Source organism: Nocardioides phosphati (genome assembly GCF_014646375.1).
Taxonomy (GTDB): Bacteria; Actinomycetota; Actinomycetes; order Propionibacteriales; family Nocardioidaceae; genus Nocardioides; species Nocardioides phosphati.
Map to the genome: position 1 here is coordinate 148,036 of NZ_BMNI01000003.1, position 25,146 is coordinate 173,181.

A 25,146-nucleotide genomic window follows, 5' to 3' on the forward strand; every position below is an offset into this window, starting at 1 on the left:
CCCCCGTCTTCTCTCTTCCACCACTTCTTCATCCGGAGGTTCCCCGTGAGTTTCAAGACCGCTCCTGCGGCCAACATGGCCGAGATCGCCGCCATGGTCGAGCGCCGCGAGGTGGGCTACAGCCTCGAGTCCGCCTTCTACGCCAGCCAGGAGGTCTTCGACCTCGACATGTTGGCGATCTTCGGGGAGCACTGGCTCTTCGTCGCCAGCGAGGCGGAGATCCCCGACGAGGGTGACTTCGTCACCGTCGAGATCGGCACCCAGTCGATCATCGTGGTGCGCGACGACGACGGCACGGTCCGCGCGCTGCGCAACGTCTGCCGCCACCGCGGCTCGCGGCTCCTCGAGGACCCCTGCGGCTCGGTCGGCAACATCGTGTGCCCCTACCACCAGTGGACCTACCGCGCCGACGGCGAGCTCATGTACGCCGAGAGCCAGTCGCCGTCGTTCGACAAGTCGAAGTTCAACCTGAAGCAGGTCCACGTCCGCACCGTTGGCGGCCTGATCTTCATCTGCCTGGCCGACGAGCCGCCGGCCGACTTCGACGAGGTCGCCGCGGTCATCGAGCCCTACCTGCGCTCCTACAAGATCGCGGAGGCGAAGGTCGCCCACCAGACCGACCTGGTGGAGAACGGCAACTGGAAGCTCGTCATGGAGAACAACCGCGAGTGCCACCACTGCGACGCCTCGCACCCCGAGCTGATCACGTCGTACTTCCCGTTCCTGCGCTACGACGAGTCCGACGTGACCCCGCGCCTGCAGCCGCTCTACGAGCGCTACCTGAAGGCGACCTCGGACCTCGACGACGTCTGCAAGACCGCCGGCGTCCCGCGCGAGCTGGTCCACGAGCTCGACACCCGCGAGACGGGCTTCATGATCATGCGCCTCCCGCTCGACGGCGACGGTGCGTCGTTCGGCATCGACGGTGCGCAGGTCTGCAAGAAGCTGATCGGCGACTCGCCCACCCCGCAGTTCGGTGACCTCTCGCTGCACATGCAGCCGAACTCGTGGTTCCACTTCCTCAGCGACCACGTCATCGTCTTCAGCGTCCTGCCGCTCGGCCCGGACAAGACGATGGTCCGCACGACCTGGCTGGTCAACGCGGACGCCGTCGAGGGCGAGGACTACACGATCGAGGGCCTCACCAGCGTCTGGAAGGCGACGAACGACCAGGACCGCGTCCTCGTCGAGAAGGGCCAGCGCGGCGTCACCGACCCGAGCTACGTGCCCGGTCCGTACGCGCTCATCGAGGACGACGTCGAGGCCTTCATCAACTGGTACGTCGGCCGGCTGCACGACTACCTCGCGCCGCACCGTGAGAGCGCCGAGCGCCTGGGCCACCTCAACGCCGTCGGCGCCCAGTAGTCACCACGACCTGATCATCGGGAGTAGAGAAATGTCGTCCACCCAGGCACTCGAGAGCCTCGTGCCGCCCCTGCAGTCTGCGGTCTGCTGGGCGGAGGAGGACCAGGCCGTGCTGGTGTGCACCGCGGTCAGCGACGTCACCCACGACGTCAAGAACTTCGTGTTCGAGCCCGAGGGCGAGCAGCTCTTCGAGTTCGACGCGGGGCAGTTCCTGACCCTGATGCTCGACATCGACGGCACCCCGGTGAACCGCTGCTACACGATCTCGTCGCCGCCGACCCGCCCGAACCGCATCGCCATCACGGTGAAGCGGGTCGTCGGCGGCACGGTCTCCAACTGGATCCACGACAACCTCGTGCCCGGCAGCAAGGTCAACGCGCTGGCGCCCCTGGGTGCCTTCACGCTCACCCGCAAGCCGGCGGAGAAGCTCCTCTTCCTCTCCGCCGGCAGCGGGATCACCCCGCTCATGTCGATGCTGCGGACGCTCTACGACCTCGGGTCCGACGCCGACGTGGTCTTCCTCCACAGCGCGCGCACCCCGAGCGACATCGTCTTCCGCAGCGAGCTCGCCGCGATCGAGACGCTCATGCCGAACCTCCGCGTCGTGCACATCTGCGAGGCCGACTACCCGTCGGAGCGCTGGGGCGGCATGCGCGGCCGGATCTCCCCGACGATGCTCTCCACGATCGTGCCCGACTTCCTGGAGCGCACGACGTTCAACTGCGGCCCGCTGCCCTACATGGAGGCGGTCCGCCGGATCCTCGGCGAGCTCGACTACGACCTCGCGAACTACCACGAGGAGAGCTTCAGCTTCGACGACCCGTCCAAGCCGGGCGCGGTGCCGCCGCCGGAGGGCGTCTCCTACGAGGAGATCGCCGCCCCCACGCCGCCGGCCGGTGCCGACGACGGCGTCACGACGTACGCCGTGGAGTTCACCAAGACCGGCAAGACGGTCAGCGTCCGCGCCGACCAGTTCGTGCTCGACGCGGCCCTCGCCGCCGGCGTACGCCTCGCGTCGTCGTGCAGCCAGGGCATGTGCGGCACCTGCAAGATCCCGAAGCTCTCCGGCGAGGTCGAGATGAACCACAACGGCGGCATCCGACCCAAGGAGGTCGCCGCCGGAAAGATCCTCGCCTGCTGTTCCAAGCCGCTCAGCGACCTCTCGCTCGACGCCTGATCGCACGCAGCTCCCCACCCCCCACGCCACCGCGCGCCACCACCGAAGCAAGAAACGGAGTCACCCCCATGGCTGACAATCGAGTCGTCGTCTACGCGGGACCTGGTCAGGTCGCGATCGAGAACACCGAGTACCCCAAGCTCGAGATCCCGGCCGAGGTCGCCAAGGGGCTCGGCATCAAGCAGGCCGCCCCGCACGCCGTGATCCTCAAGCTGGTCACCACCAACATCTGCGGCTCCGACCAGCACATGGTCCGCGGTCGTACGACGGCCCCCGTCGGCCAGACCCTCGGCCACGAGATCACCGGCGAGATCGTCGAGATCGGCGACGACGTCCTCTTCCACAAGGTCGGCGACATCTGCTCGGTGCCGTTCAACATCGCCTGTGGCCGCTGCCGCATGTGCAACGAGGGCAAGACCGGCATCTGCCTCAACGTGAACCCGGCCCGCGCCGGCGCGGCGTACGGCTACGTCGACATGGGCGGCTGGCTCGGCGGCCAGGCGGAGTACGTGATGATCCCGTTCGCCGACTTCAACCTGCTGAAGTTCCCGGACCGCGACGCGGCCCTCGAGAAGATCCTCGACCTGACGATGCTGTCGGACATCTTCCCGACCGGCTACCACGGCGCCTACACCGCCGGCGTCACCACCGGCTCCACCGTGTACGTCGCCGGTGCCGGCCCGGTCGGCCTCGCCGCGGCGTACTCCGCGCAGCTGCTCGGCGCCTCCCGCGTGATCGTCGGCGACATGAACGCCGACCGCCTCGCCCAGGCCGCCAGCTTCGGCTGCGACATCGCCGACCTGTCGAAGGGCGACTCGCTCACCGACATCGTGGCCGACCTCCTCGGTGAGCCCGAGGTCGACGCCGCCGTCGACGCCGTCGGCTTCGAGGCCCGTGGCCACGGTGCCGGCGCGGCCGAGGCGCCCGCCACGGTCCTCAACGACGTCATGGGCATCGCGCGTGCCGGTGCCTCGCTCGGCATCCCCGGCCTCTACGTGACCGGCGACCCGGGCGCGGTCGACGAGGCCGCGAAGATCGGCCAGATCGGCGTCCGCCTCGGCCTCGGCTGGGCGAAGTCGCACACGCTCGTCACGGGTCAGTGCCCGGTCAAGCAGTACAACCGCCAGCTGATGAACCTGATCCTCGCGGACAAGGCGCACATCGCGAAGGCGGTCAACGCCACGACGATCAGCCTCGACGAGGCGGCCCAGGGCTACGCCGCGTTCGACAAGGGCGCCGCGCAGAAGTTCGTCATCGACCCGCACGGCATGGTCCGGGCCTGACTTCCGAGATGAGTGACCTCATGACTACCTCCACCACCTCCGTGCTCGACCAGAGCCTCGCCGACTTCGACCCCGAGGTCGCCGAGCAGATCGAGCGCGAGCTGGTCCGCCAGCAGACGACGCTCGAGATGATCGCCTCGGAGAACTTCGCTCCCACCGCGGTCATGCAGGCCCAGGGCTCCGTCCTCACCAACAAGTACGCCGAGGGCTACCCCGGCCGCCGCTACTACGGCGGCTGCGAGAACGTCGACGTGATCGAGCAGCTCGCGATCGACCGGATCAAGGAGCTCTTCGGTGCCGAGGCCGCCAACGTGCAGCCGCACTCCGGCGCCCAGGCCAACGCCGCCGCGATGTTCGCGCTGATCAACCCGGGCGACACGATCCTCGGCCTCGACCTCGCGCACGGCGGTCACCTGACCCACGGCATGAAGATCAACTTCTCCGGCAAGCTCTACAACGTCGTGGCCTACCAGGTCTCGCCGGAGGACTTCCGGGTCGACATGGCCGAGGTCGAGCGCCTCGCCGTCGAGCACAAGCCGAAGCTGATCGTCGCCGGCTGGTCGGCGTACCCGCGCCAGCTCGACTTCGCGGAGTTCCGCCGGATCGCCGACAAGGTCGGCGCCTACCTCATGGTCGACATGGCGCACTTCGCCGGCCTGGTCGCCACCGGCCTCCACCCGAGCCCCGTGCCGTACGCCGACGTCGTCACCACCACCACGCACAAGACCCTCGGCGGTCCGCGTGGCGGCGTGATCCTCAGCAAGGCCGAGCTGGCCAAGAAGATCAACTCGGCCGTCTTCCCCGGCCAGCAGGGTGGTCCGCTCGAGCACGTGATCGCGGCCAAGGCCGTCGCCTTCAAGATGGCGCTCGAGCCGGCGTTCAAGGAGCGCCAGCAGCGCACGCTCGAGGGTGCCCAGATCATCGCCGGCCGCCTCGCGCAGGCCGACGTGGCCGAGGCCGGCATCACCGTCCTCTCCGGCGGCACCGACGTGCACCTCGTCCTGGTCGACCTCCGCAACGCGGAGATCAACGGCCAGGAGGCCGAGGACCGGCTCCACGCGGTCGGCATCACGGTCAACCGCAACGCGGTCCCGTTCGACCCGCGCCCGCCGATGGTCTCCTCCGGCGTCCGCATCGGCACCCCGGCGCTGGCCACCCGTGGCTTCGACGCCGAGGCGTTCGGCGAGGTCGCCGACGTCATCGCCGAGACCCTCGCCGGCTCCGGCGAGGCCGGGCAGCTCCAGAAGCTCCGCGACCGCGTCGAGGCGCTGGCCGAGCGCTTCCCGCTGTACGCCGACGCCAACCTGCCCACCAGCATCGGTGCCGGCATCGGTGCAGCAGCCGGATCGGCGGTCTGAGATGGGCAACCCGTTCCCGGGCGAGCACCCCGAGTGGCTGTGGCGCGACCCCGACCCCAAGTCGTCGTACGACGCGATCGTCATCGGCGGTGGCGGCCACGGCCTGGCCACGGCGTACTACCTCGCCAAGAACCACGGCATGACCAACATCGCGATCCTGGAGAAGGGGTGGCTGGCCGGCGGCAACATGGCCCGCAACACCACGATCATCCGGTCGAACTACCTCTGGGACGAGTCCGCGGCGATCTACGAGCACGCGCTCAAGCTGTGGGAGGAGCTCCCCGAGGAGCTCGACTACGACTTCCTCTTCAGCCAGCGCGGCGTGCTCAACCTCGCGCACTCGATGCAGGACGTCCGTGACTCCGTACGCCGGGTGGAGGCCAACCGCCTCAACGGTGTCGACGCGGAGTTCCTGACGCCCGAGGAGGTGCAGAAGGTCTGCCCGATCGTCAACATCTCCGAGGACGTGCGCTACCCGGTCCTGGGTGCGACGTTCCAGCCGCGGGCCGGCATCGCCAAGCACGACCACGTGGCGTGGGCCTTCGCCCGGGCCTGTGACGCGATGGGCGTCGACATCATCCAGAACTGCGAGGTCACCGGCTTCGTCAAGGACGGCAACCGGGTCACCGGCGTCGAGACCACCCGCGGGCGGATCCTCTCCGACACCGTCGGCATGGTCGCGGCCGGTCACTCCAGCGTGCTCGCCGAGAAGGCCGGCTTCCGGCTCCCGGTGCAGTCGCACCCGCTGCAGGCCCTGGTCTCCGAGCTCTACGAGCCGGTGCACCCGACGGTCGTGATGTCCAACTACGTCCACGTCTACGTCTCGCAGGCGCACAAGGGCGAGCTGGTCATGGGCGCCGGCGTCGACCAGTACAACGGCTACGGCCAGCGCGGCTCGTTCCACGTGATCGAGCACCAGATGGCGGCGGCGCTGGAGCTCTTCCCGATCTTCGGGCGGGCCCACCTGCTGCGCACCTGGGGCGGCATCGTCGACGTCTGCCCGGACGCCTCGCCGATCATCGGCGGCACCCCGGTCGACGGCCTCTACGTCAACGCCGGCTGGGGCACGGGTGGCTTCAAGGCCACCCCCGCCGCCGGCTGGGCGATGGCCCACACGATGGCCACCGGCGAGGCCCACGAGCTGAACAAGCCGTTCGGCCTCGAGCGCTTCACCACCGGCCACCTCATCGACGAGCACGGCGCTGCCGGCGTCGCGCACTGATCCCCAGACCTAGCGAAAGAGCACCTGTCATGTTGCAGATCGAGTGCCCGTGGTGCGGACTGCGGGACGAGACCGAGTACAAGTACGGCGGCCAGGCGCACGTCGCCTACCCCGAGGACCCGAGCGCGCTGTCCGACGAGGAGTGGGCCGAGTACCTCTTCTTCCGTGACAACCCCAAGGGCCCGTTCGCGGAGCGCTGGGTCCACACCGGCGGCTGCCGCAAGTGGTTCAACGCCGTACGTGACACCCGGACCTACGAGGTGCTCGCGGTCTACACGAACAGCGACCCCCGACCCGTGATCAGCGACCTCGTCGCTGACTCTGCAGGAGCAACGGCATGAGCACCCAGTCCCACCGCCTGCCCACGGGCGGCCGCATCGACCGCGCGACGGAGCTGACCTTCACCGTCGACGGCGAGGAGCTCACCGGTCACCCCGGTGACACCCTGGCCTCGGCGCTGATCGCCAACGGCAAGGTCCGCGTCGGTGACTCGATCTACCTCGACCGTCCGCGCGGCATCCTCGCCGCCGGTGGCGAGGAGCCCAACGCGCTGGTCCAGATCCTCGGCGAGCACTCGGAGCCGTCGGTCACCGCGACGATCCGCTCGCTCACCGACGGCCTCCAGGCCCGCACGCTCTCCGGCCTCGGCGTCCTCGACCCCGAGCCCGACGCCGCGACGTACGACAAGGTCTTCGTGCACACCGACGTCCTGGTGATCGGCGCCGGCCCCTCGGGGCTCGCCGCCGCCGCGGCCGCGGCGCGCTCCGGTGCCCGCGTCATCGTCATGGACGAGCAGTCCGAGCTCGGCGGCTCGCTGCTGTCCGGTCGCACCGAGCAGGTCGAGGGCAAGCCGGCCCTCCAATGGGTCGCCGACGTCGCGGCCGAGCTCGCTGCTGCCGACGAGGTCACCGTGCTCACCCGCACGGCCGCCTTCGGCTCGTACGACGACAACTACGTGCTCGCCGTCGAGGACCGCGCCGGTGGCTCGTCGGCGCCCCAGCCCGACGGCGTCTCCCGCCAGCGCGTCTGGCACGTCCGTGCCGCGCAGGTCGTCCTCGCCAACGGCTCCTACGAGCGCCCGCTCGTCTTCGCCGGCAACGACGTCCCCGGCGTGATGCTCGCCGGTGCGGTCCGCACCTACCTCAACCGGTACGCCGTGACCCCCGGCCAGCGGTTCGTCGTCGCGACGACCAACGACAGCGCCTACGACACGGTCGAGGACATCGTCGCCGCCGGCCTCGAGGTGGCTGCCGTCCTCGACGCCCGTACCGAGCTGTCGGCCCGGGCGCAGGCGGTCGCCGCCAACGGCGTCCGCGTGCTCGCCGGCACCACGGTCGAGCGCGCCGAGGGCGACGCGGAGACGGCCTGCCTCGTGCGGGTCCACGCCGCGACGCTGGGCGAGGGCGACACCGTCACCCCGCTCGAGACGGTCGACGCCGACGTGCTCGCCGTCTCCGGCGGATGGACCCCGCTGGTCCACCTGCACACGCAGCGCCAGGGCACGACCCGCTGGGACGCGGCGCTGGCCGCGTTCGTGCCCGACGCGGGCGTGAAGAACCAGGCCGTGGTCGGTGCCAACAACGGCACCTTCCTCCTCGGCGACGCCCTCGCCGAGGGCACGGCCGCCGGTGCGGCGGCTGCCACCGCAGCCGGCTTCGCGGTCGAAGCGAGCGCTCCGGCGGCCTCCGGCACGGCCACCGAGGTCGGCGCCGTCCGCACCCTCTGGCTGGTCCCCGCGGCCGAGGGCGAGCCGGGCGAGTGGGACACCCACTTCGTCGACCTGCATCGTGACCAGACCGTGGCCGATGTGTGGCGGGCGACGGGTGCCGGCATGCGTAGCGTCGAGCACGTGAAGCGCTACACCTCGATCGGCACCGGGCAGGACCAGGGCAAGACCTCCGGCGTCAACGCGGGTGGCGTCATCGCCACGGCGCTCGGCCTCGACGTGGCGGAGGTCGGCTTCAGCAACCACCGCGCGCCGTACACGCCGGTGCTCTTCTCGGCCCTCGCCGGCCGCGAGCGCGGCGAGCTCTTCGACCCGAAGCGGATCACCCCGATCCACGGCTGGCACGTCGAGCACGGCGCCGAGTTCGAGGTCGTGGGCCAGTGGCTCCGCCCCTGGTACTTCCCGCAGGACAGCGAGGACCTCGACGCCGCGGTCGAGCGCGAGTGCCGCGCGGTCCGCACCAGCGTCGGCATGATGGACGCCTCCACGCTCGGCAAGATCGAGATCAAGGGCGCCGACGCCGGTGAGTTCCTCAACCGGATCTACACCAACGCCTACAAGAAGCTGGCGATCGGTTCGGCCCGCTACGGCGTCATGTGCAAGCCCGACGGGATGATGTTCGACGACGGCGTCACGCTGCGCCTGTCCGAGGACACCTACTACATGCACACCACCACCGGTGGCGCCGCCGGCGTCCTCGACTGGCTGGAGGAGTGGCTGCAGACCGAGTGGCCCGAGCTCGACGTGCTCTGCACCTCGGTGACCGAGCAGTGGTCCACCGTCGCCGTCGTCGGCCCGAAGTCGCGCGAGGTCATCGCGCGGATGGCTCCGGACCTCGACGTCTCCAACGACGCGTTCGGGTTCATGACCTTCCAGGAGACGACCCTGGCGTCGGGCATCCCCGCCCGGGTCTGCCGGATCTCGTTCTCCGGCGAGCTCGCCTTCGAGATCAACGTGGCCGGCTGGTACGGCCGCCAGGTCTGGGAGGACGTCGTCGCGGCGGGCGCCGACTTCGGCATCACGCCGTACGGCACCGAGACGATGCACGTGCTGCGTGCCGAGAAGGGCTACCCGATCGTCGGTCAGGACACCGACGGCACGGTCACCCCGCAGGACGCCGGCATGGAGTGGATCGTGTCCAAGGCGAAGGACTTCGTCGGCAAGCGCTCCTACACCCGCGAGGACAACGTCCGCGAGGACCGCAAGCACATGGTGGGCCTGCTGCCCGTCGACCGCACGACCCGCCTGCCCGAGGGCAGCCAGGTCATCGAGGCCGGCATCGACCTCGCGACCGCGCCGCGGCCCGTGCCGATGCTCGGACACGTGACCTCGAGCTACGACTCGGTGGCCCTCGAGCGCCCGTTCGCACTCGCGCTCATCAAGGGCGGCCGCGAGCGGATCGGCGACATCCTCCTGGCGCCCGTCGGCGACCGCCTGGTCGAGGTCGAAGTGACCTCGCCCGTTCTCTACGACCCCGAAGGGACCAAGCGAGATGGCTGACCTCAGCACGCTGCAGGGGCTGCGCCGCAGCCCGCTGCACGACATGGCCACCGAGATCCGCGACGGAGGCGTCACGGGTGAGCGGGCGGTCCAGCTCGCCGAGCTGCCGTTCCTCACCCAGGTCGGCGTCCGGGTCGCCCCGGACTCCGCCGGTGCCCGCGGCATCGACGAGGCCCTCGGCGCGCCGCTGCCCCGCAAGGTCGGCGTGACCAGCCAGGCCGGTGGCCACACCGCGCTCTGGCTCGGCCCCGACGAGTGGCTCGTGGTCTCGGAGACCCCCGCCGACGAGCTGGTCGAGCAGCTGCGTGCTGCCGCCGGCGACACCCCGGCCCAGGTCCTCGACCTCTCCGCCAACCGCACGGTCATCGAGCTCACCGGCCCGGGCGCGCGCAGCGTGCTCGAGAAGGGCTGCCCGGCCGACCTGCACCCGCGCGTCTTCACCGACGGCACGGCGATCGTCACCAGCCTGGCCCGCGTCCCCGTGATCGTCTGGAGGACCGACGCCGACGCCTTCCGCGTCGTGCCCCGTGCCTCGCTCGCGCAGTACGTCGCGGCCTGGCTGCTCGACGCCGTCCGGGAGTTCGCTCCGGTGGCGGCCGAGGGAGCCTGATGGCCCTCTCCGCGTTCGACCTGTACTCCGTCGGCATCGGGCCGTCGTCGTCGCACACCGTCGGCCCGATGCGGGCCGCGAAGCTCTTCGTCGACGGGCTCGCCGCCAGCGGCCGCCTCGACGACGTACGCCGGGTGCGGGCGGAGCTCTTCGGCTCGCTCGGCGCGACGGGCCACGGCCACGGCTCGCCGAAGGCGGTCGTGCTCGGCCTCGAGGGCGAGGACCCGGCGACCGTCGACACCGACCGTGCCGAGGTGCGGATCGACGAGATCCGCACGTCCGGCCAGCTGGTGCTCGGCGGCACGCACCCGGTCCCGTTCGCGGTCGACGACGACCTGCTGATGCACCGGCGCAAGAGCCTCCCGGCGCACCCCAACGGCATGACGTTCGCGGCGTACGACGAGAGCGGCGAGCAGATCGAGTTCCGCACCTACTACTCCGTCGGCGGCGGCTTCGTCGTCGACGAGGTGGCCACGGGCGCGGACCGGATCGTGCTCGACGAGACACCGGTGAAGTTCCCCTTCACGACCGGGGGCGAGCTGCTCGAGATCTGCGAGCGCGAAGGGCTGTCGATCAGCGACGTCATGCTCGCCAACGAGCAGGCCTGGCGCAGCGAGTCGGAGATCCGCGCGGGCATGCTCCACCTGTGGCACGTGATGGAGGAGTGCGTCGAGCGCGGCTTCCAGCGTGAGGGCGTGCTGCCCGGTGGCCTCAAGGTGCCGCGGCGTGCCCCGGGCCTCTACCGCGAGCTGTCGAAGAACGACCGGATCGACCCGCTCCACGTCGTCGACTGGGTCAACCTCTACGCGCTCGCGGTCAACGAGGAGAACGCCTCCGGCGGTCGCATCGTCACCGCGCCCACCAACGGCGCTGCCGGCATCATCCCGGCGGTCCTGCACTACTACGTGAAGTTCGTGCCGGGCGCCGACGAGGACGGCATTGTGCGGTTCCTGCTGACCGCCGCCGCGATCGGCATCCTGTTCAAGATCAACGCCTCGATCTCGGGCGCCGAGGTCGGCTGCCAGGGCGAGGTCGGCTCGGCCTGCTCCATGGCCGCCGGCGGTCTGGCCGAGGTCATGGGCGGGCGCCCGCCGCAGGTCGAGAACGCCGCCGAGATCGGCATCGAGCACAACCTCGGGCTCACCTGTGACCCCGTGGGCGGGCTCGTGCAGATCCCGTGCATCGAGCGCAACGCGATCGCGTCGATGAAGGCGATCAACGCCGCGCGGCTCGGCTGCATCGGCAACGGCAGCCACAAGGTCAGCCTGGACAAGGCGATCAAGACGATGCGCGAGACCGGCGCAGACATGAAGGACAAGTACAAGGAGACCGCCCGCGGCGGTCTCGCCGTCAACGTCATCGAGTGCTGACGTGAGCGGGGGCGTTGCACCGACGCTCCCGCTCGCTTCGGCACGCATCCACCCCGGCCGCTTCGGCCGGGGTAGTGGTGCTTTCCAGAGGTGTTTCCGCTGGTCAGATGACGGGTGTGTGACCGTCTGTAAATGCTGTAGCACCTGCGACATTTCCCGTGGACACCCCTTGATCCCGACCCGTCAAGGCGCGCAAGATGTTGTGCAATTCACACCGCGTTGCACATGGAGCAACGTTCTAGGGTCGGAGGACGCATGACCGGGATCTTCATCGACGGGCGCTGGGCGCCCGCGCAGTCGGGTGAGGAGCGGGAGATCCGCTGCCCCGCGGACGGCGCGGTCGTGGGCTCCGTGGCGGAGGCGGGAGCGGTCGACACCGACGCTGCCATCGCTGCCGCGCGCCGCGCCTTCGACGAGGGCACCTGGCCGCGGACGGCCGGCGCCGAGCGCGGTGCGCTCCTCGAGCGCGTCGCCCGGCTCCTCGAGCGCGACAAGGCCGCGGTCGCCCGCGCCGAGTCCCTCGACACCGGCAAGCGCCTCGTCGAGAGCGAGTACGACGTCGACGACGTGGTCGCTGTCTTCGACCACTACGCCCGTCTTGCTGGCGAGGACCACGGCCGCCAGGTCATCGCGCCCGACCGCCCGGAGGTCGAGGCGGTCATCGTCCACGAGCCGGTCGGTGTCTGCGCCCTGATCACCCCGTGGAACTACCCGCTGCTGCAGACGGCGTGGAAGGTCGCCCCGGCCCTGGCCGCCGGCAACACCTTCGTGCTCAAGCCGAGCGAGCTGACGCCCCACACCGCGATCCTGCTCATGGAGCTGCTCGACGAGGCCGGCCTCCCGGCCGGCGTGGGCAACCTGGTCCTGGGTGCGGGCCCCGTCGCCGGCGCCCCGCTCGCCGAGGACCCCCGCGTCGACCTGCTCTCCTTCACCGGCGGCCTCGAGACCGGCAAGCGCCTGATGGCCACCTCGGCCGCCACGGTCAAGAAGGTCGCCCTCGAGCTCGGCGGCAAGAACCCCAACATCGGCTTCGCCGACGCCGACCGCGAGATCGCCCTCGACAACGCGCTCACCGCGGTCTTCCTCCACTCCGGCCAGGTCTGCTCGTCCGGCGCCCGGCTCCTCGTCGAGGAGTCGATCCACGACGAGTTCGTCGACGCCCTCGTGGAGCGGGCCTCCGCGATCCGCCTCGGCGGCCCGTTCGATGAGAAGGCCGAGACCGGCGCCCTCATCTCGCTCGCCCACCTGCAGAAGGTCGCGGCGTACGTCGAGGCGGGGGTGGCCGAGGGTGCCGTGCTCCGCTGCGGTGGGGCCCGGCTGACCGACGCCGAGCACGCCGACGGCTACTTCTTCCCGCCGACGATCCTCGACAACTGCTCCGCGGACATGACCGTCGTGCGCGAGGAGTCGTTCGGACCGGTGCTGACCGTCGAGACGTTCCGCACCGAGGAGGAGGCACTGGCCCTGGCCAACGACACGATCTTCGGCCTCGCCGGCGGCGTGTGGACCTCCGACGCCGACCGCGCCCGCCGCATCGCCGCGGGCCTGCGCGCCGGCACGGTCTGGATCAACGACTACCACCCCTACGTGCCGCAGGCCGAGTGGGGCGGCTTCAAGCAGTCCGGCGTGGGCCGTGAGCTCGGCATGGCCGGCCTGGACGAGTACCGCGAGACGAAGCACGTCTGGCACAACACCACCCCCGCACCGAGCCTCTGGTTCGGCGCGTGAGCACAGGAGTTCCCTTCATGGAGAAGCAGTACGACTTCGTCATCGTCGGCGGTGGCTCCGCCGGCAGTGCCCTGGCCGCGCGGCTCAGTGCCGACCCGGGCAACAAGGTCCTCGTCCTCGAGGCCGGTCACAGCGACTACAAGATCGACCCGTTCGTGCACATGCCGGCGGCGCTCCCCTTCCCGATCGGCAGCAAGCTCTACGACTGGAAGTACGAGACCGACCCGGAGCCGCACATGGGCGGCCGGAAGATCTACCACGCCCGCGGCAAGGTCCTCGGTGGCTCGAGCTCGATCAACGGCATGATCTTCCAGCGCGGCAACCCGCTCGACTACGAGCGCTGGGCCTCCGACCCGGGCATGGAGACGTGGGACTACGCCCACTGCCTGCCCTACTTCAAGCGCATGGAGAGCCGCCACCTCGAGGACGGCACGCCGGCCGGCGACGCCTGGCGCGGTGACGACGGCCCGCTCCACCTCGAGAAGGGCAAGTGCGAGAACCCCCTCTTCGGCGCCTTCTTCGACGCCGTCCAGGAGGCCGGCTACCCGCTGACCGACGACGTCAACGGCTACCGCCAGGAGGGCTTCGGCCGCTTCGACCGCAACGTCAAGAACGGGCGCCGCTGGTCCGCCGCCCGCGCCTACCTGCACCCGGCGAAGAAGCGCCCGAACCTCACGGTCGAGACCTTCGCCTTCGCCGAGAAGATCCTCTTCGACACCTCCGGTGACACCCCGCGCGCCACCGGTGTCGAGTACACCCACGGCGTCGGCCGCGCGGCCCGCCGCCACACCGTCCACGCCGGCGAGGTCATCCTCTGCGGCGGCGCGATCAACACCCCGCAGCTGCTCCAGCTCAGCGGCGTCGGCAACCGCGAGCTCCTCGAGGCCCACGACATCCCGGTCGTGCACCACCTGCCGGGCGTCGGCGAGAACCTCCAGGACCACCTCGAGGTCTACATCCAGTACGCCGCGAAGGAGCCGGTCTCGATCGCGCCCGGCCTGGCCTGGCACCAGCGCCCGAAGATCGCCTTCCAGTGGCTCTTCCAGCGCAAGGGCCTCGGCGCGACGAACCACTTCGAGGGCGGCGGCTTCTGCCGCTCCAACGAGGACGTCGACTACCCCAACCTGATGTTCCACTTCCTGCCGATCGCGATCCGCTACGACGGCAGCCAGCCCGAGGGGCTCGGCAAGGGCGCGCACGGCTACCAGGTCCACATCGGCCCGATGTACGCCGACACCCGCGGCTGGGTCCGGATCAAGTCGAAGGACCCGAAGGTCCACCCGTCGATGCAGTTCAACTACCTGTCGACGCCGACGGACCGCAAGGAGTGGGTGGAGGCGATCCGCGTGGCGCGCACCATCCTCAACCAGCCGGCGTTCGCGAAGTACAACGACGGCGAGATCTCGCCCGGTCCCTCCGTGGAGACCGACGAGGAGATCCTCGAGTGGGTCCGCAAGGACGCCGAGACCGCGCTGCACCCCTCGTGCACCGCGGCGATGGGCACGGGGCCGATGGCGGTCACCGACCCGCTGACCATGAAGGTGCACGGCACGGAGGGCCTCCGGGTCTGCGACGCCAGCGTCTTCCCCTACGTCACCAACGGCAACATCTACGCCCCCGTGATGATGGTGGCGGAGAAGGCAGCGGACCTGATCCTGGGCAAGACCCCGCTGCCGCCGTCGGAGGCGCCGTTCTACAACTACCGGGCGGGCACCCCGCTCAAGCCGGAGCAGGTGACCGCATGACCATCCAGACGACCGACCTCCCGAACGCCGGGAGCCTCGCGGCCGACAGCGGCGGCCCCGCCCTCAAGGTCGAGGGGCTGTGGAAGATCTTCGGCGCCAAGGCCGACAAGGTCATCGGCACCGGTGACCAGGCGCTGAGCCGCAAGGACCTCCAGGCCAAGACCGGCTGCGTCGCCGCGGTCAAGGACATCTCCTTCGAGGTCCAGCCGGGAGAGGTCTTCGTGATCATGGGCCTCTCCGGGTCGGGCAAGTCCACGCTGGTCCGCCTGCTCAACCGGCTGATCGAGCCGACCGCGGGCAGCGTCGTCATCAACGGCGAGGAGATCACCTCCGTGCCGGCCGGCAAGCTGCGCGACCTGCGTCGCCGGCACATGGCGATGGTCTTCCAGCACTTCGGCCTGCTGCCGCACCGCAAGGTGATCGACAACATCGCCTACGGCCTCGAGGTCCGTGGTGAGGGCAAGGCCGCCCGCCGCCAGCGGGCCCAGGAGATGGTCGACCTGGTCGGCCTCACCGGCTACGAGAACTCGTTCCCCGACCAGCTCTCCGGCGGCATGCAGCAGCGCGTGGGCCTGGCCCGCGCCCTCGCGGTCGACCCGCAGGTGCTCTTCTTCGACGAGCCGTTCTCGGCCCTCGACCCGCTCATCCGCCGCGACATGCAGGACGAGGTCGTGCGCCTGCACCACGAGGTCGGCAAGACGATGGTCTTCATCACCCACGACCTCGCCGAGGCGATCAAGCTCGGCGACCGGATCCTGATCATGCGCGACGGCGAGATGGTCCAGTGCGGCACGGCCGCCGAGATCGTGGCCCACCCGGCTGACGACTACGTCCGCGACTTCGTCAGCGAGGTCCCCAAGGGCCACGTGCTGACGCTGCGCTACGTGATGCGGCCGGTGCGCCCCGAGGACTCGCTCGACGGGCCCGTGATGGACCCCGACACGATCGTCCGCAAGGCCGCCCGCGCCGCGCTCGCCTCGGCCCACCCGGTCCGCGTCGTCGAGAACGGCCAGGTCATCGGCATCGTCGACGACGAGGCGATCCTCCGCGTCGTCGTCGCCGAGGAGGACTCGGCCGAGGGGGAGTCGTGAGCGTCCTCGCCCCGCCCCTGGCGAACCACACGCCTCCGGAGCCCGACACCACCCCGTGGCGGGCGACCCCGGCGCGGCTGGTCCGCAACCGGTTCGCCGCCGTGATCGGCGTACTCGTGGTGTGGGTGGTGGCGTGGGCCCTCTTCAAGGACCACTTCACGCTGACGATCGGCGGCTCCGAGCAGACCCCCGTCTTCGACTGGCTCCGTGACCGCAGCAACTGGGTCGAGGAGGCCGCCTCGAGCGGCAGCAACCCGGTGATCAACTTCGCCGGCTGGATCGCCGACATCGTCGACAGCGTCTTCAGCTGGCTGCAGAGCGTCTTCACGGTCGCGAAGTTCCCCCGCCCGCTGCCGCAGATCGGCTGGCTCGGCACGATCGCGCTCGCCGCCCTCGTGGCGTACGCCGCCGCGGGCTGGCGCACGCTCGCCCTGGTCGTGCCGTGCTTCCTCTCCTTCGGTGTCCTCGGCTACTGGGACGACTCGATCGACCTGCTGATCGTCACGTTCTTCGCGGTGGTGGTCTCCTGCTTCTTCGGCATCGCCCTCGGCGTGCTGATGGCGCACAGCCGGCGCTTCTCGGCGCTGCTCACCCCGGTCCTCGACGTCATGCAGACGATGCCGTCGTTCACCTACCTGCTGCCGTTCAGCATCCTCTTCGGCATCGGCCCGGCCGCCGCGGTCATGATGACGCTCGTCTACGCCGCGCCGCCGGTCATCCGGATCACGGCCCACGGCCTCCGTGGGGTCTCGGGCCCCGTGCTCGAGGCGACCGACTCGCTCGGCCAGACCGGCCTCCAGCGGCTGTGGAACGTCGAGCTCCCGATGGCCAAGCGCACGATCATCGCGGGCATCAACCAGACGATGATGGCGGCGCTGTCGATGGCCACCATCGCGGCGTACATCAACAGCCCGGGCCTCGGCCAGCCGGTCCTCGACGGCCTCAAGCGCAGCCAGCTCGGCACGTCGTTCGTCGCCGGCATCGCGATCGTGATCATGGCGGTCATGCTCGACCGGTCGATGACCGCGGCCGGCTTCCGCGCGGAGCTCGCGGCCCGCGCCGGCGAGAAGGGCGGCCCGTTCCGCAAGGTCGGCCTCGGCCTGGCGGCGGTCGGCACGCTCGTGGCGCTCTACCTCTCGCACAGCTACGTGTGGGCCAACGAGTTCCCGTCACAGCCGGACCTCGGCACCCCGCTGCGCAACGCGGTCGACGACTTCGGCAACTGGCTGCGCACCGACCTGTCCCACCTGACCGACGCGATCCAGCGGGTGGCCACCGACTACGGGCTCAACCCGATCCAGAGCCTCCTGGCCGACTCGCCGTGGTTCGTGACCTCGGCCGCGATCCTCGTGATCGCCGCCGTCGTCGGTGGGCGCAAGGCCGTCATCTCGACCGTCGTCTGTCTCGCCGGCATCCTCGGCCTCGGCCTGTGGAACCACGCGATGGAGACGCTCACCGCGTGTCTCGTCGCGACGATCGCCGTCGTCGTCCTGGCCGTCGTGCTCGGCGTCCTGATGGGCCGGAGCCACCGCGTCGACGTGGGCCTGCGGCCGATCCTGGACGCCGGCCAGACGCTGCCGCCGTTCGTCTACCTGGTGCCGGTGCTGATCCTCTTCGGTCCCAACCGGTTCACCGCGATGGTCGCGGGTGTCGTCTACGCCGCCCCGGTCGCGATCAAGCTGGTCGCCGACGGCGTGCGTGCCGTCTCCCCGAACACGATCGAGGCCGCCGAGATGGCCGGCTCCTCGACCTGGCAGATGATCACGAAGGTCCAGCTCCCGATGGCCCGCAGCTCGGTCCTGCTGGCCGCCAACCAGGGCCTGCTCTACGTGCTGGCGATGGTCGTGATCGGCGGCATGGTCGGCGCCGGCGCGCTCGGCTTCGACGTGGTCACCGGCTTCCGCCAGGCCAACGACGTCGGCCGCGGTCTCGCGGCCGGCACCACGATCGTGCTGCTCGGCATCATGGTCGACCGCATCACGACGTACGGCGCCCAGCGCGCGTCCTCCCCAGCTTCGCGGGCCTGAGTCCCGGCGAATGTTCCACCACCACCTTCCGAGAGGCATCACCATGGAACACAAGCGCCCGCGCATCGTCGCGGCTGCCCTGGCCGGACTCGGCCTGGCCGTCTCCCTCACCGCCTGTGGCGGCGGCTCCATCCAGGACGCGCAGACCGGCTCCGGCGACAAGAAGTGCGGCGACCTCAACGTCGCGGTCAACCCGTGGGTCGGCTACGAGGCCGACGCCCACGTCCTCGGCTACGTCGCCAAGACCCGCCTCGGCTGCAACGTCAACTACAAGGACCTCGACGAGCAGGTCTCGTGGAAGGGCTTCGGCAGCGGCGAGGTCGACGTCGTCGTGGAGAACTGGGGCCACCCCGAGCTCCAGAAGAAGTACATGGCCGACAAGGGCGGCGACGGCTCCGCGGTCGACTTCGGGTCGACCGGCAACAAGGGAGTCATCGGCTGGTTCGTCCCGCCGTGGATGGCGAAGAAGTACCCGGACATCACGGACTGGAAGAACCTCAACAAGTACTCCTCGCTCTTCAAGACCACCGAGTCGGGCAGCAAGGGCACGCTGTACGACGGCGACCCGGGCTTCGTCACCAACGACGAGGCGCTCGTGACGAACCTGAAGCTCAACTACAAGGTCGTCTACGCCGGCAGCGAGACCGCCCTGATCGAGGCGTTCCGCGACGCGGAGAAAAACAAGAAGCCGATGCTCGGCTACTTCTACGAGCCGCAGTGGTTCCTCAGCGAGGTGCCCCTGGTCAAGGTCGACCTGCCGAAGTACACCGACGGCTGCGACGCCGACGCCGCGAAGGTCGCCTGCGACTACCCGGTCTACGACCTCAACAAGGTCGTCGCCAAGAAGTTCGCCGACTCGAAGAGCCCGGCTGTCGACCTGGTGAAGAACTTCACCTGGACCAACGACGACCAGAACGTCGTGGCGAAGTACATCTCGCAGGACCAGATGGACCCCGAGGACGCCGCGAAGAAGTGGGTCGACGCCCACAAGGACGAGGTCGACGCCTGGGTCAAGGGCTGACCTACCCGTGAGCTGAGTGCGCAGGTGGCTGCTCGGCCACCTGACCGGGCACCCGGCTCCAGCACTGCACGACCGACGGCCCGGCCACCCCCCGGGGGTGGCCGGGCCGCTGCATTCTCTCGGGACCTCTCCCACCCATCCCCACCACCTGGAGGACAACCCATGCGTCTCTCACCCCTGTCCAGCGCCGTGCTCTCGGGCGTCGCCGTCGGCTCGTTCCTGCTGATGTCGCCGGCCGTCTCGTCGACCCCGATCGCGGCCACGACGGCCAGCTCGACGACCACCACCGACGACTGCCCCGTGCGCGAGTACGCCATGGGCATCCGCTATCAGCAGTCGGCGCACGCCGCGGCGGCGCAGCTCCAGTCGTGGAGCCTGGCCGAGAGCCGCCTGCGTGACGCGCTGCGCAACCGCCGCTCGGGCGAGAAGCTCGCCGTCGTATCCGACCTCGACGAGACGGTGCTCGACAACAGCCCCCTCCTTGCCCGCGACCTCCAGGCCTGCCACACCTACACCACGTGGGACACCTGGTCGGACTGGGAGGTCAACGGCCACCCGACGCTGACCCCCGGCGCCGCCGGCTTCTTCCGGTACGCCGACGCGCACCACGTCGCGATCTACTACATCTCCGACCGCTTCCAGGAGAACAAGGCCTCGACGCTGGCCACGCTCCGCGACCTCGGCCTGCCGCAGGTCAACGACGACCAGGTGCTGCTCTACGGCCCGACCAAGGAGCAGCGCCGCCAGGTGGCGGAGGCCGACCACGACGTCGTCCTCCTCCTTGGCGACAGCCTCCCGGACTTCAGCGCGGTCTTCGACGGCAAGACGCCCGACCAGCAGGCCACCCTCGTCGCGCAGAACGCCGCCCATTTCGGCCGCGACTGGATCATGTTCCCCAACGCGACCTACGGCAGCTGGAAGAAGTCGCCCCTGAAGGCGTGGGACGAGCCGCTCACCCTCCCCTGATCCCGACGAGCGGCGGCACACCGCTCGGATACTCCCCAACGAGAAGCACCGGTCGGATCCTCCGGCCGGTGCTTCTCTCGTTCGGGACCATCCACCGCAGACGCGGATCGGCCCCGGCTGCCAAGGAAGGGGAGCCGGGGCCGATCGGGAAGGGCGGGCCGCGCAGGAGAGAGGTGGGCGGCCGGCCAGGTCGTGCTGCGGTCAGTGACCGCGGGCGATCCACGCGTCGATGTCGCCGCGCTCGGCGCCGATGGAGGTGTCGTCGCCGTGACCGGTGTGGACGACCGTCTCGGGCGGCAGTCCGAGCAGCCTGGTGCTGATCGAGCCGATGATCGTCGGGAAGTCGCTGAAGGACCGGCCCGTCGCGCCCGGCCCGCCGTGGAAGAGCGTGTCGCCGGTGAAGACGACACCGAGCTCGGGCACGTGGAAGCAGCACGCACCCGGTGCGTGACCCGGCGTGTGGAGGGTCTGCAGCGTGACGCCGCCGACCTCGAACGTGTCGCCGTCGGCCAGCTCGCGGTCGGGGGCCTCGTCGTACACCTTGTCCCAGAGGACGCGGTCCGCCGGATGGAGGTACGCCGGAGCGCCGGTGGCCGCGCGCAGGTCACCCACCGCGGTGATGTGGTCGTCGTGCGCGTGCGTGAGGAGGATCGCCTTCACCGTGCGGCCGGCGACCGCCTCGAGGATCGGCCCCGCGTCGTGGGCGGCGTCGATGACGACGCACTCGCGGTCGTCGCCGACCACCCAGACGTTGTTGTCGACGTCCCAGGTGCCGCCGTCGAGGCTGAAGGTGCCCGAGGTGACGACCCGGTCGACGCGGACGGCCGGAGCAGCAGCGCTCACAGCTCGACCACCGAGCGGAGGACCTCGCCGTGGTGCATCTTCTCGAAGGCCTTCTCGACGTCGTCGAGCGTGATCCGCTCCGAGATGAAGTCCTCGAGCGGGAAGCGGCCCTGCAGCGCCAGGTCGACGAGCATCGGGAAGTCGCGCGACGGCAGGCAGTCGCCGTACCAGGAGGACTTGAGCGCGCCGCCGCGGCCGAAGACCTCGAGCAGCGGGAGGGTGATCTCCATGTCCGGGGCGGGCACGCCGACCAGCACGACGGTGCCGGCCAGGTCGCGGGCGTGGAACGCCTGCTCGTAGGTCTCGGGGCGGCCGACCGCGTCCACGACGACGTCGGCGCCGTTGCCGTCGGTGAGCGCGCGGATCGCCTCGACGGCGTCGGCCTCCCGGGAGTTGACCACGTGGGTGGCGCCGAAGCCGCGGGCCCACTCGAGCTTCCGGTCGTCGACGTCGACGGCGATGATGGTCGAGGCGCCCGCGAGGGTGGCACCGGCGATCGCGGCGTTGCCGACGCCACCGCAGCCGATGACGGCGATCGAGTCGCCACGGCCCACGCCTCCGGTGTTGACGGCGGCGCCGAAGCCCGCCATCACGCCGCAGCCGAGGAGGCCGGCGGCGGCTGCCGGAGCGGCCGGGTCGACCTTCGTGCACTGACCGGCGGCGACGAGCGTCTTCTCGATGAAGGCGCCGATGCCGAGGGCCGGGGAGAGCTCGGTGCCGTCGGTGAGCGTCATCTTCTGCTTCGCGTTGTGCGTGTTGAAGCAGTACTGCGGCTTCCCCTTGGCGCACGCGCGGCACTGACCGCAGACCGCGCGCCAGTTGAGGATGACGAAGTCACCCGGGGTCACCTCGGTGACACCGTCGCCGACGGCCTCGACGACGCCAGCCGCCTCGTGACCGAGGAGGAACGGGAACTCGTCGTTGATGCCGCCCTCGCGGTAGTGCAGGTCGGTGTGGCAGACGCCGCAGGCCTGGATCTTCACCACGGCCTCGCCCGGACCCGGGTCGGGGACGACGACGTCCACGACCTCGACCGAGGCGCCCTTGCTGCGGGCGATGACGCCCTTGACGGTGCTCGACATGACGCTCCTTCGTGTGTGGTCCCCGAGGACCACACGGATCGTTCGGTTGCTCAGGTGGGCGCGGGGCCCGGGTCAGCGGAAGACGACGGTGCGGTTGCCGGTACCCAGCAGCACGCGGTGCTCCGCGTGCCAGCGGATCGCGCGGGAGAGCACCTGCGCCTCGACGTCGCGGCCGGCGGCCGTCATGTCGGCGGGGTCGAGGGAGTGGTCCACGCGGGCGACGTCCTGCTCGATGATCGGGCCCTCGTCGAGGTCCGGCGTCACGTAGTGGGCGGTCGCGCCGATCAGCTTCACGCCGCGGGCGTGGGCCTGGTGGTACGGCTTGGCACCCTTGAAGCTCGGCAGGAACGAGTGGTGGATGTTGATCGCGCGACCCTCGAGCTTGCTGCAGAGGTCGTTGGAGAGGACCTGCATGTAGCGGGCCAGCACGACCAGGTCGACGTCGTACTCGTCGACGAGCTCGAGGAGGCGGGCCTCGGCCTCGGGCTTCGTCTCGGGCGTGACCGGGATGTGCACGAACGGGATGCCGTGCGAGGCGGCCTCGTCCTCGAAGTCGCGGTGGTTGGAGACGATCAGCGGGATCTCGATGTTGAGGGCGCCGGTCGAGGTGCGGAAGAGCAGGTCGTTCAGGCAGTGGCCGAACTTCGACACCATCAGGAGGGTGCGCGTCGGCGTGCTCATGTCGTGCAGCTGCCACGACATGCCGAACTCGGACGCGACCCCGGTGAAGTCCTGGCGCAGGGTCTCGACGTCGGTGCCGTCGACCCGGAACTGCACGCGCATGAAGAACGTGTCGGTGAGGCGGTCGTCGAACTGCTGGCTGGCGTTGATGTTGCCGCCGTGCTCCATGACGAAACGGCTGACCGCGAAGACGATGCCCGGTGCCTCGGGACAGGTCAGCGTGAGGACGTACTCCTGTCCGGCGGGGGGACGAGGTGACATCGGAATCTCCTTTGCGTATTAAGCAACCGAATGAGCGATACGCAACAGACTGCCTGTGCGTGTGATCCACGTCAAGTGGTGCCCACTGGAAATCTCAGGGTGGAAGAGGGGTTCTTTCCGGGCGGTCGGCGACCGCCCGGGGCGAGCAGGCGGCGTGCGGGCAGGGCCGACCGGCGGGACCCCCTCGGGGCCCCGCCGACCAGCTCCTGCGCCAGCGCGTACGCCGGGTGGCCGGCGCGGGCGTGCGGCCCGCGCCGGCCGGGTGGTGCGGCGTCCGTCAGCGAGCGGACGTCGGCTGTGCCGGGACGTGGCCGTTCGGGACGGGCGCCTCGACGAGCACCTCGGTCACGGGCTCGGTCACCAGGACGGCGACCTCCTGGCGACGGCGGCCGGGGTGCGGGGCCGGGTCGGGCTCGTTGCGGAGCTCCTTCACCAGCGAGACGGCCGCGCCGATCATGACGAACATGAACGGGAAGGCGGCCAGGATGCAGAGCGTCTGCAGCGCCTCGAGGCCACCGGCGAGGAGCAGGATGCCGGCGACCGCGCCGGTCATGACGCCCCAGAAGACCGTGACCGGCTTCTTGGGCTCGGTGGAGCCGCGCGAGGAGAGCATCGCCATCACGAGCGAGGCCGCGTCGGCGCCCGACACGAAGAAGAACGCGACGAGCATGATCACCAGGAACGCGGTGACCGAGAACCACGGGTACTGGTGGAGCACCGCGAAGAGGGCGGTGTCCTGGCCCTTGGCGAGCGCCTTCTCGAGGTTGACGCCGCCGAGCTGCAGGTGGATCGAGATGCCGCCCAGGATCGAGAACCAGACGAAGGTGACCAGGCTCGGGGCGAGGATGACGCCGAGGACGAACTCACGGATCGTGCGGCCACGCGAAATGCGCGCGATGAAGGCGCCGACGAACGGCGTCCACGACATCCACCAGGCCCAGTAGAAGATCGTCCAGCCGCTGAGCCAGGACTGGCCGCCGAAGGCGCCGGAGCGGAAGCTCATCGGAGCGAGCTGCCAGAGGTAGTCACCGACGGACTCGGTGAAGTTGCTGAGGATGAAGACCGTCGGGCCGACGACGAAGAGGAAGAACAGCAGGACGACCGCGAGCACCATGTTGGTGTTGGAGAGGAACTCCACGCCGCGGCCGATGCCGCTGACCGCCGACAGGATGAAGCAGACGGTGAGCACCGCGATGATGATGACGGCGATCGTCTTGGAGCGCGGCACGCTGTAGAGGTCGTTGAGGCCCGAGTTGATCTGGAGCGCGCCCAGGCCGAGCGAGGTCGCGGAGCCGAAGAGGGTCGCGATGATCGCGAAGGAGTCGATCGCGCGCCCGGTGTTGCCCTCGGTGCGCTTGCCCAGCAGCGGGAAGAACGTCGAGCTGAGCAGCGTCGCCTTGCCGTGGCGGAAGGAGAAGTACGCGAGCGCGAGGCCGACGACGGCGTACATCGCCCACGGGTGGAAGGCCCAGTGGAAGAAGGCGTACTGCATCGCGACCTGCGCGGACTCCTGCGTGTTGGGCTTGGCGAGGCCCATCGGCGGCTCGGCCATGTGCGAGAGCGGCTCGGCGACGCCGTAGAACATCAGGCCGATGCCCATGCCGGCGCTGAACATCATCGTGACCCAGCTGATCGTGCTGAACTCGGGTCGCTCGTCGTCGGCGCCGAGGCGGATCCGGCCGTAGCGGCTGAAGGCGAGGACGGCGGCGAGGATGACGAACGACGCGCTGGCCAGGACGAAGAGCCAGCCGAAGCTGCTGATCACCCAGTCGAGGGCGGTTCCGCTGACCTTGGCCAGGCCCTTGTTGTCGAGGATGCCCCACAGCAGGAAGGCGATGCTGAACGCCGCGGCGCTCGCGAGGACGATCCGGTCGACCGGGAGCTGGGCCGCGCGTACGTTGCCCGCGGCCTTCGGCGTCTCGGTGGTGCTTGTCATGGAGAGATTCCCTTCAGGGGTTTCCGCTTGCCCGGGCGTTCGTCGACCATAAGGCCGGTGTTGTGTGATCTGCAACACCTAGCGTGATGCGAAACACGGAGTTCACGCCGGGTGGAGCCTTGACCGCCCCCCGTTACACCGTCTTCATCATCCC

Annotated in this window: 19 protein-coding genes; 15 read left to right on the forward strand and 4 right to left on the reverse strand. The window is 70.0% G+C overall.

Features of this window, described 5'->3' with window-relative positions; genetic code table 11:
• Positions 1–45 precede the first annotated feature (45 nt).
• The 15 genes from IEX47_RS07990 (at position 46) to IEX47_RS08060 (ending at position 20,189) form a co-directional block, all read left to right on the forward strand.
• Entirely contained in the window at positions 46–1,365 is a 1,320-nt protein-coding gene (locus IEX47_RS07990; protein WP_229662733.1) for an aromatic ring-hydroxylating oxygenase subunit alpha, read from the forward strand.
• A gap of 31 nt (positions 1,366–1,396) precedes the next feature.
• Positions 1,397–2,542, forward strand: coding sequence for an FAD-binding oxidoreductase (locus tag IEX47_RS07995; RefSeq protein WP_188783475.1), 1,146 nt, complete (start codon positions 1,397–1,399; stop codon positions 2,540–2,542).
• Between the two features lie 68 nt (positions 2,543–2,610).
• Positions 2,611–3,825 (forward strand): formaldehyde dehydrogenase, glutathione-independent, encoded by a 1,215-nt coding sequence (gene fdhA, locus IEX47_RS08000; RefSeq protein WP_188783476.1) that lies wholly within the window; start codon positions 2,611–2,613, stop codon positions 3,823–3,825.
• A 20-nt stretch (positions 3,826–3,845) separates the two neighbouring features.
• Positions 3,846–5,183: a serine hydroxymethyltransferase gene (gene glyA, locus IEX47_RS08005; RefSeq protein ID WP_188783477.1), complete on the forward strand. Its 1,338-nt coding sequence runs from the start codon at positions 3,846–3,848 to the stop codon at positions 5,181–5,183.
• A gap of 1 nt (position 5,184) precedes the next feature.
• Positions 5,185–6,405: a sarcosine oxidase subunit beta family protein gene (locus IEX47_RS08010; RefSeq protein ID WP_188783478.1), complete on the forward strand. Its 1,221-nt coding sequence runs from the start codon at positions 5,185–5,187 to the stop codon at positions 6,403–6,405.
• 29 nt (positions 6,406–6,434) lie between these two features.
• Positions 6,435–6,746, forward strand: coding sequence for a sarcosine oxidase subunit delta (locus IEX47_RS08015; protein ID WP_188783479.1), 312 nt, complete (start codon positions 6,435–6,437; stop codon positions 6,744–6,746).
• On the forward strand, positions 6,743–9,631 hold the full coding sequence (locus IEX47_RS08020) for a 2Fe-2S iron-sulfur cluster-binding protein (protein WP_188783480.1): 2,889 nt from the start codon (positions 6,743–6,745) through the stop codon (positions 9,629–9,631). The genes IEX47_RS08015 and IEX47_RS08020 overlap by 4 nt, the downstream gene beginning before the upstream one ends.
• Positions 9,624–10,241, forward strand: coding sequence for a sarcosine oxidase subunit gamma (locus IEX47_RS08025; protein ID WP_188783481.1), 618 nt, complete (start codon positions 9,624–9,626; stop codon positions 10,239–10,241). Before IEX47_RS08020 ends, IEX47_RS08025 begins: the two co-directional genes overlap by 8 nt.
• Positions 10,241–11,611 carry an L-serine ammonia-lyase gene (locus IEX47_RS08030; RefSeq protein ID WP_188783482.1) on the forward strand — a complete coding sequence of 457 codons (1,371 nt, stop codon included), beginning with the start codon at positions 10,241–10,243 and terminating at the stop codon, positions 11,609–11,611. The genes IEX47_RS08025 and IEX47_RS08030 overlap by 1 nt, the downstream gene beginning before the upstream one ends.
• Positions 11,612–11,866: 255 nt before the next feature.
• Positions 11,867–13,339 carry an aldehyde dehydrogenase family protein gene (locus IEX47_RS08035; protein WP_188783483.1) on the forward strand — a complete coding sequence of 491 codons (1,473 nt, stop codon included), beginning with the start codon at positions 11,867–11,869 and terminating at the stop codon, positions 13,337–13,339.
• A complete protein-coding gene (gene betA, locus IEX47_RS08040) occupies positions 13,336–15,084 on the forward strand; it encodes a choline dehydrogenase (RefSeq protein ID WP_229662734.1) in 1,749 nt (582 codons plus the stop codon). Before IEX47_RS08035 ends, betA begins: the two co-directional genes overlap by 4 nt.
• Positions 15,081–16,175, forward strand: coding sequence for a quaternary amine ABC transporter ATP-binding protein (locus IEX47_RS08045; protein WP_188783484.1), 1,095 nt, complete (start codon positions 15,081–15,083; stop codon positions 16,173–16,175). The genes betA and IEX47_RS08045 overlap by 4 nt, the downstream gene beginning before the upstream one ends.
• Complete coding sequence (locus IEX47_RS08050; RefSeq protein WP_188783485.1) at positions 16,172–18,202, forward strand: ABC transporter permease; 2,031 nt, start codon at positions 16,172–16,174, stop codon at positions 18,200–18,202. The genes IEX47_RS08045 and IEX47_RS08050 overlap by 4 nt, the downstream gene beginning before the upstream one ends.
• Before the next feature lie 43 nt (positions 18,203–18,245).
• The gene (locus IEX47_RS08055; RefSeq protein ID WP_188783486.1) at positions 18,246–19,223 is read left to right on the forward strand and encodes an ABC transporter substrate-binding protein; all 978 of its coding nucleotides are present in this window, start codon (positions 18,246–18,248) and stop codon (positions 19,221–19,223) included.
• A gap of 162 nt (positions 19,224–19,385) precedes the next feature.
• On the forward strand, positions 19,386–20,189 hold the full coding sequence (locus IEX47_RS08060; protein ID WP_188783487.1) for an HAD family acid phosphatase: 804 nt from the start codon (positions 19,386–19,388) through the stop codon (positions 20,187–20,189).
• A 201-nt stretch (positions 20,190–20,390) separates the two neighbouring features.
• Here IEX47_RS08060 and IEX47_RS08065 read toward each other — a convergent pair whose 3' ends face one another.
• The 4 genes from IEX47_RS08065 to IEX47_RS08080 all read right to left on the reverse strand — a co-directional run bounded on the left by IEX47_RS08065 (position 20,391) and on the right by IEX47_RS08080 (position 24,992).
• Positions 20,391–21,032: an MBL fold metallo-hydrolase gene (locus IEX47_RS08065; RefSeq protein ID WP_188783488.1), complete on the reverse strand. Its 642-nt coding sequence runs from the start codon at positions 21,030–21,032 to the stop codon at positions 20,391–20,393.
• Positions 21,029–22,114: an S-(hydroxymethyl)mycothiol dehydrogenase gene (locus IEX47_RS08070; protein ID WP_188783489.1), complete on the reverse strand. Its 1,086-nt coding sequence runs from the start codon at positions 22,112–22,114 to the stop codon at positions 21,029–21,031. The genes IEX47_RS08065 and IEX47_RS08070 overlap by 4 nt, the downstream gene beginning before the upstream one ends.
• Before the next feature lie 72 nt (positions 22,115–22,186).
• Positions 22,187–23,056, reverse strand: a complete 870-nt coding sequence (gene purU / locus IEX47_RS08075; RefSeq protein WP_188783490.1) for a formyltetrahydrofolate deformylase — start codon at positions 23,054–23,056, stop codon at positions 22,187–22,189.
• Between the two features lie 277 nt (positions 23,057–23,333).
• Entirely contained in the window at positions 23,334–24,992 is a 1,659-nt protein-coding gene (locus IEX47_RS08080; RefSeq protein ID WP_188783491.1) for a BCCT family transporter, read from the reverse strand.
• Between the last annotated feature and the right edge of the window lie 154 nt (positions 24,993–25,146).

Excerpts from the sequence above, each read along its gene's own strand:
- IEX47_RS08020 (WP_188783480.1), top strand. The coding sequence starts at position 6,743 with ATGAGCACCCAGTCCCACCGCCTGCCCACGGGCGGCCGCATCGACCGC.
- IEX47_RS08060 (WP_188783487.1), top strand. The coding sequence starts at position 19,386 with ATGCGTCTCTCACCCCTGTCCAGCGCCGTGCTCTCGGGCGTCGCCGTC.
- IEX47_RS08030 (WP_188783482.1), top strand. The coding sequence starts at position 10,241 with ATGGCCCTCTCCGCGTTCGACCTGTACTCCGTCGGCATCGGGCCGTCG.
- glyA (WP_188783477.1), top strand. The coding sequence starts at position 3,846 with ATGACTACCTCCACCACCTCCGTGCTCGACCAGAGCCTCGCCGACTTC.
- IEX47_RS08015 (WP_188783479.1), top strand. The coding sequence starts at position 6,435 with ATGTTGCAGATCGAGTGCCCGTGGTGCGGACTGCGGGACGAGACCGAG.
- IEX47_RS08055 (WP_188783486.1), top strand. The coding sequence starts at position 18,246 with ATGGAACACAAGCGCCCGCGCATCGTCGCGGCTGCCCTGGCCGGACTC.
- IEX47_RS08035 (WP_188783483.1), top strand. The coding sequence starts at position 11,867 with ATGACCGGGATCTTCATCGACGGGCGCTGGGCGCCCGCGCAGTCGGGT.
- IEX47_RS08025 (WP_188783481.1), top strand. The coding sequence starts at position 9,624 with ATGGCTGACCTCAGCACGCTGCAGGGGCTGCGCCGCAGCCCGCTGCAC.
- IEX47_RS08045 (WP_188783484.1), top strand. The coding sequence starts at position 15,081 with ATGACCATCCAGACGACCGACCTCCCGAACGCCGGGAGCCTCGCGGCC.
- IEX47_RS07995 (WP_188783475.1), top strand. The coding sequence starts at position 1,397 with ATGTCGTCCACCCAGGCACTCGAGAGCCTCGTGCCGCCCCTGCAGTCT.
- IEX47_RS08070 (WP_188783489.1), bottom strand. The coding sequence starts at position 22,114 with ATGTCGAGCACCGTCAAGGGCGTCATCGCCCGCAGCAAGGGCGCCTCG.
- IEX47_RS08080 (WP_188783491.1), bottom strand. The coding sequence starts at position 24,992 with ATGACAAGCACCACCGAGACGCCGAAGGCCGCGGGCAACGTACGCGCG.
- purU (WP_188783490.1), bottom strand. The coding sequence starts at position 23,056 with ATGTCACCTCGTCCCCCCGCCGGACAGGAGTACGTCCTCACGCTGACC.
- IEX47_RS08010 (WP_188783478.1), top strand. The coding sequence starts at position 5,185 with ATGGGCAACCCGTTCCCGGGCGAGCACCCCGAGTGGCTGTGGCGCGAC.
- fdhA (WP_188783476.1), top strand. The coding sequence starts at position 2,611 with ATGGCTGACAATCGAGTCGTCGTCTACGCGGGACCTGGTCAGGTCGCG.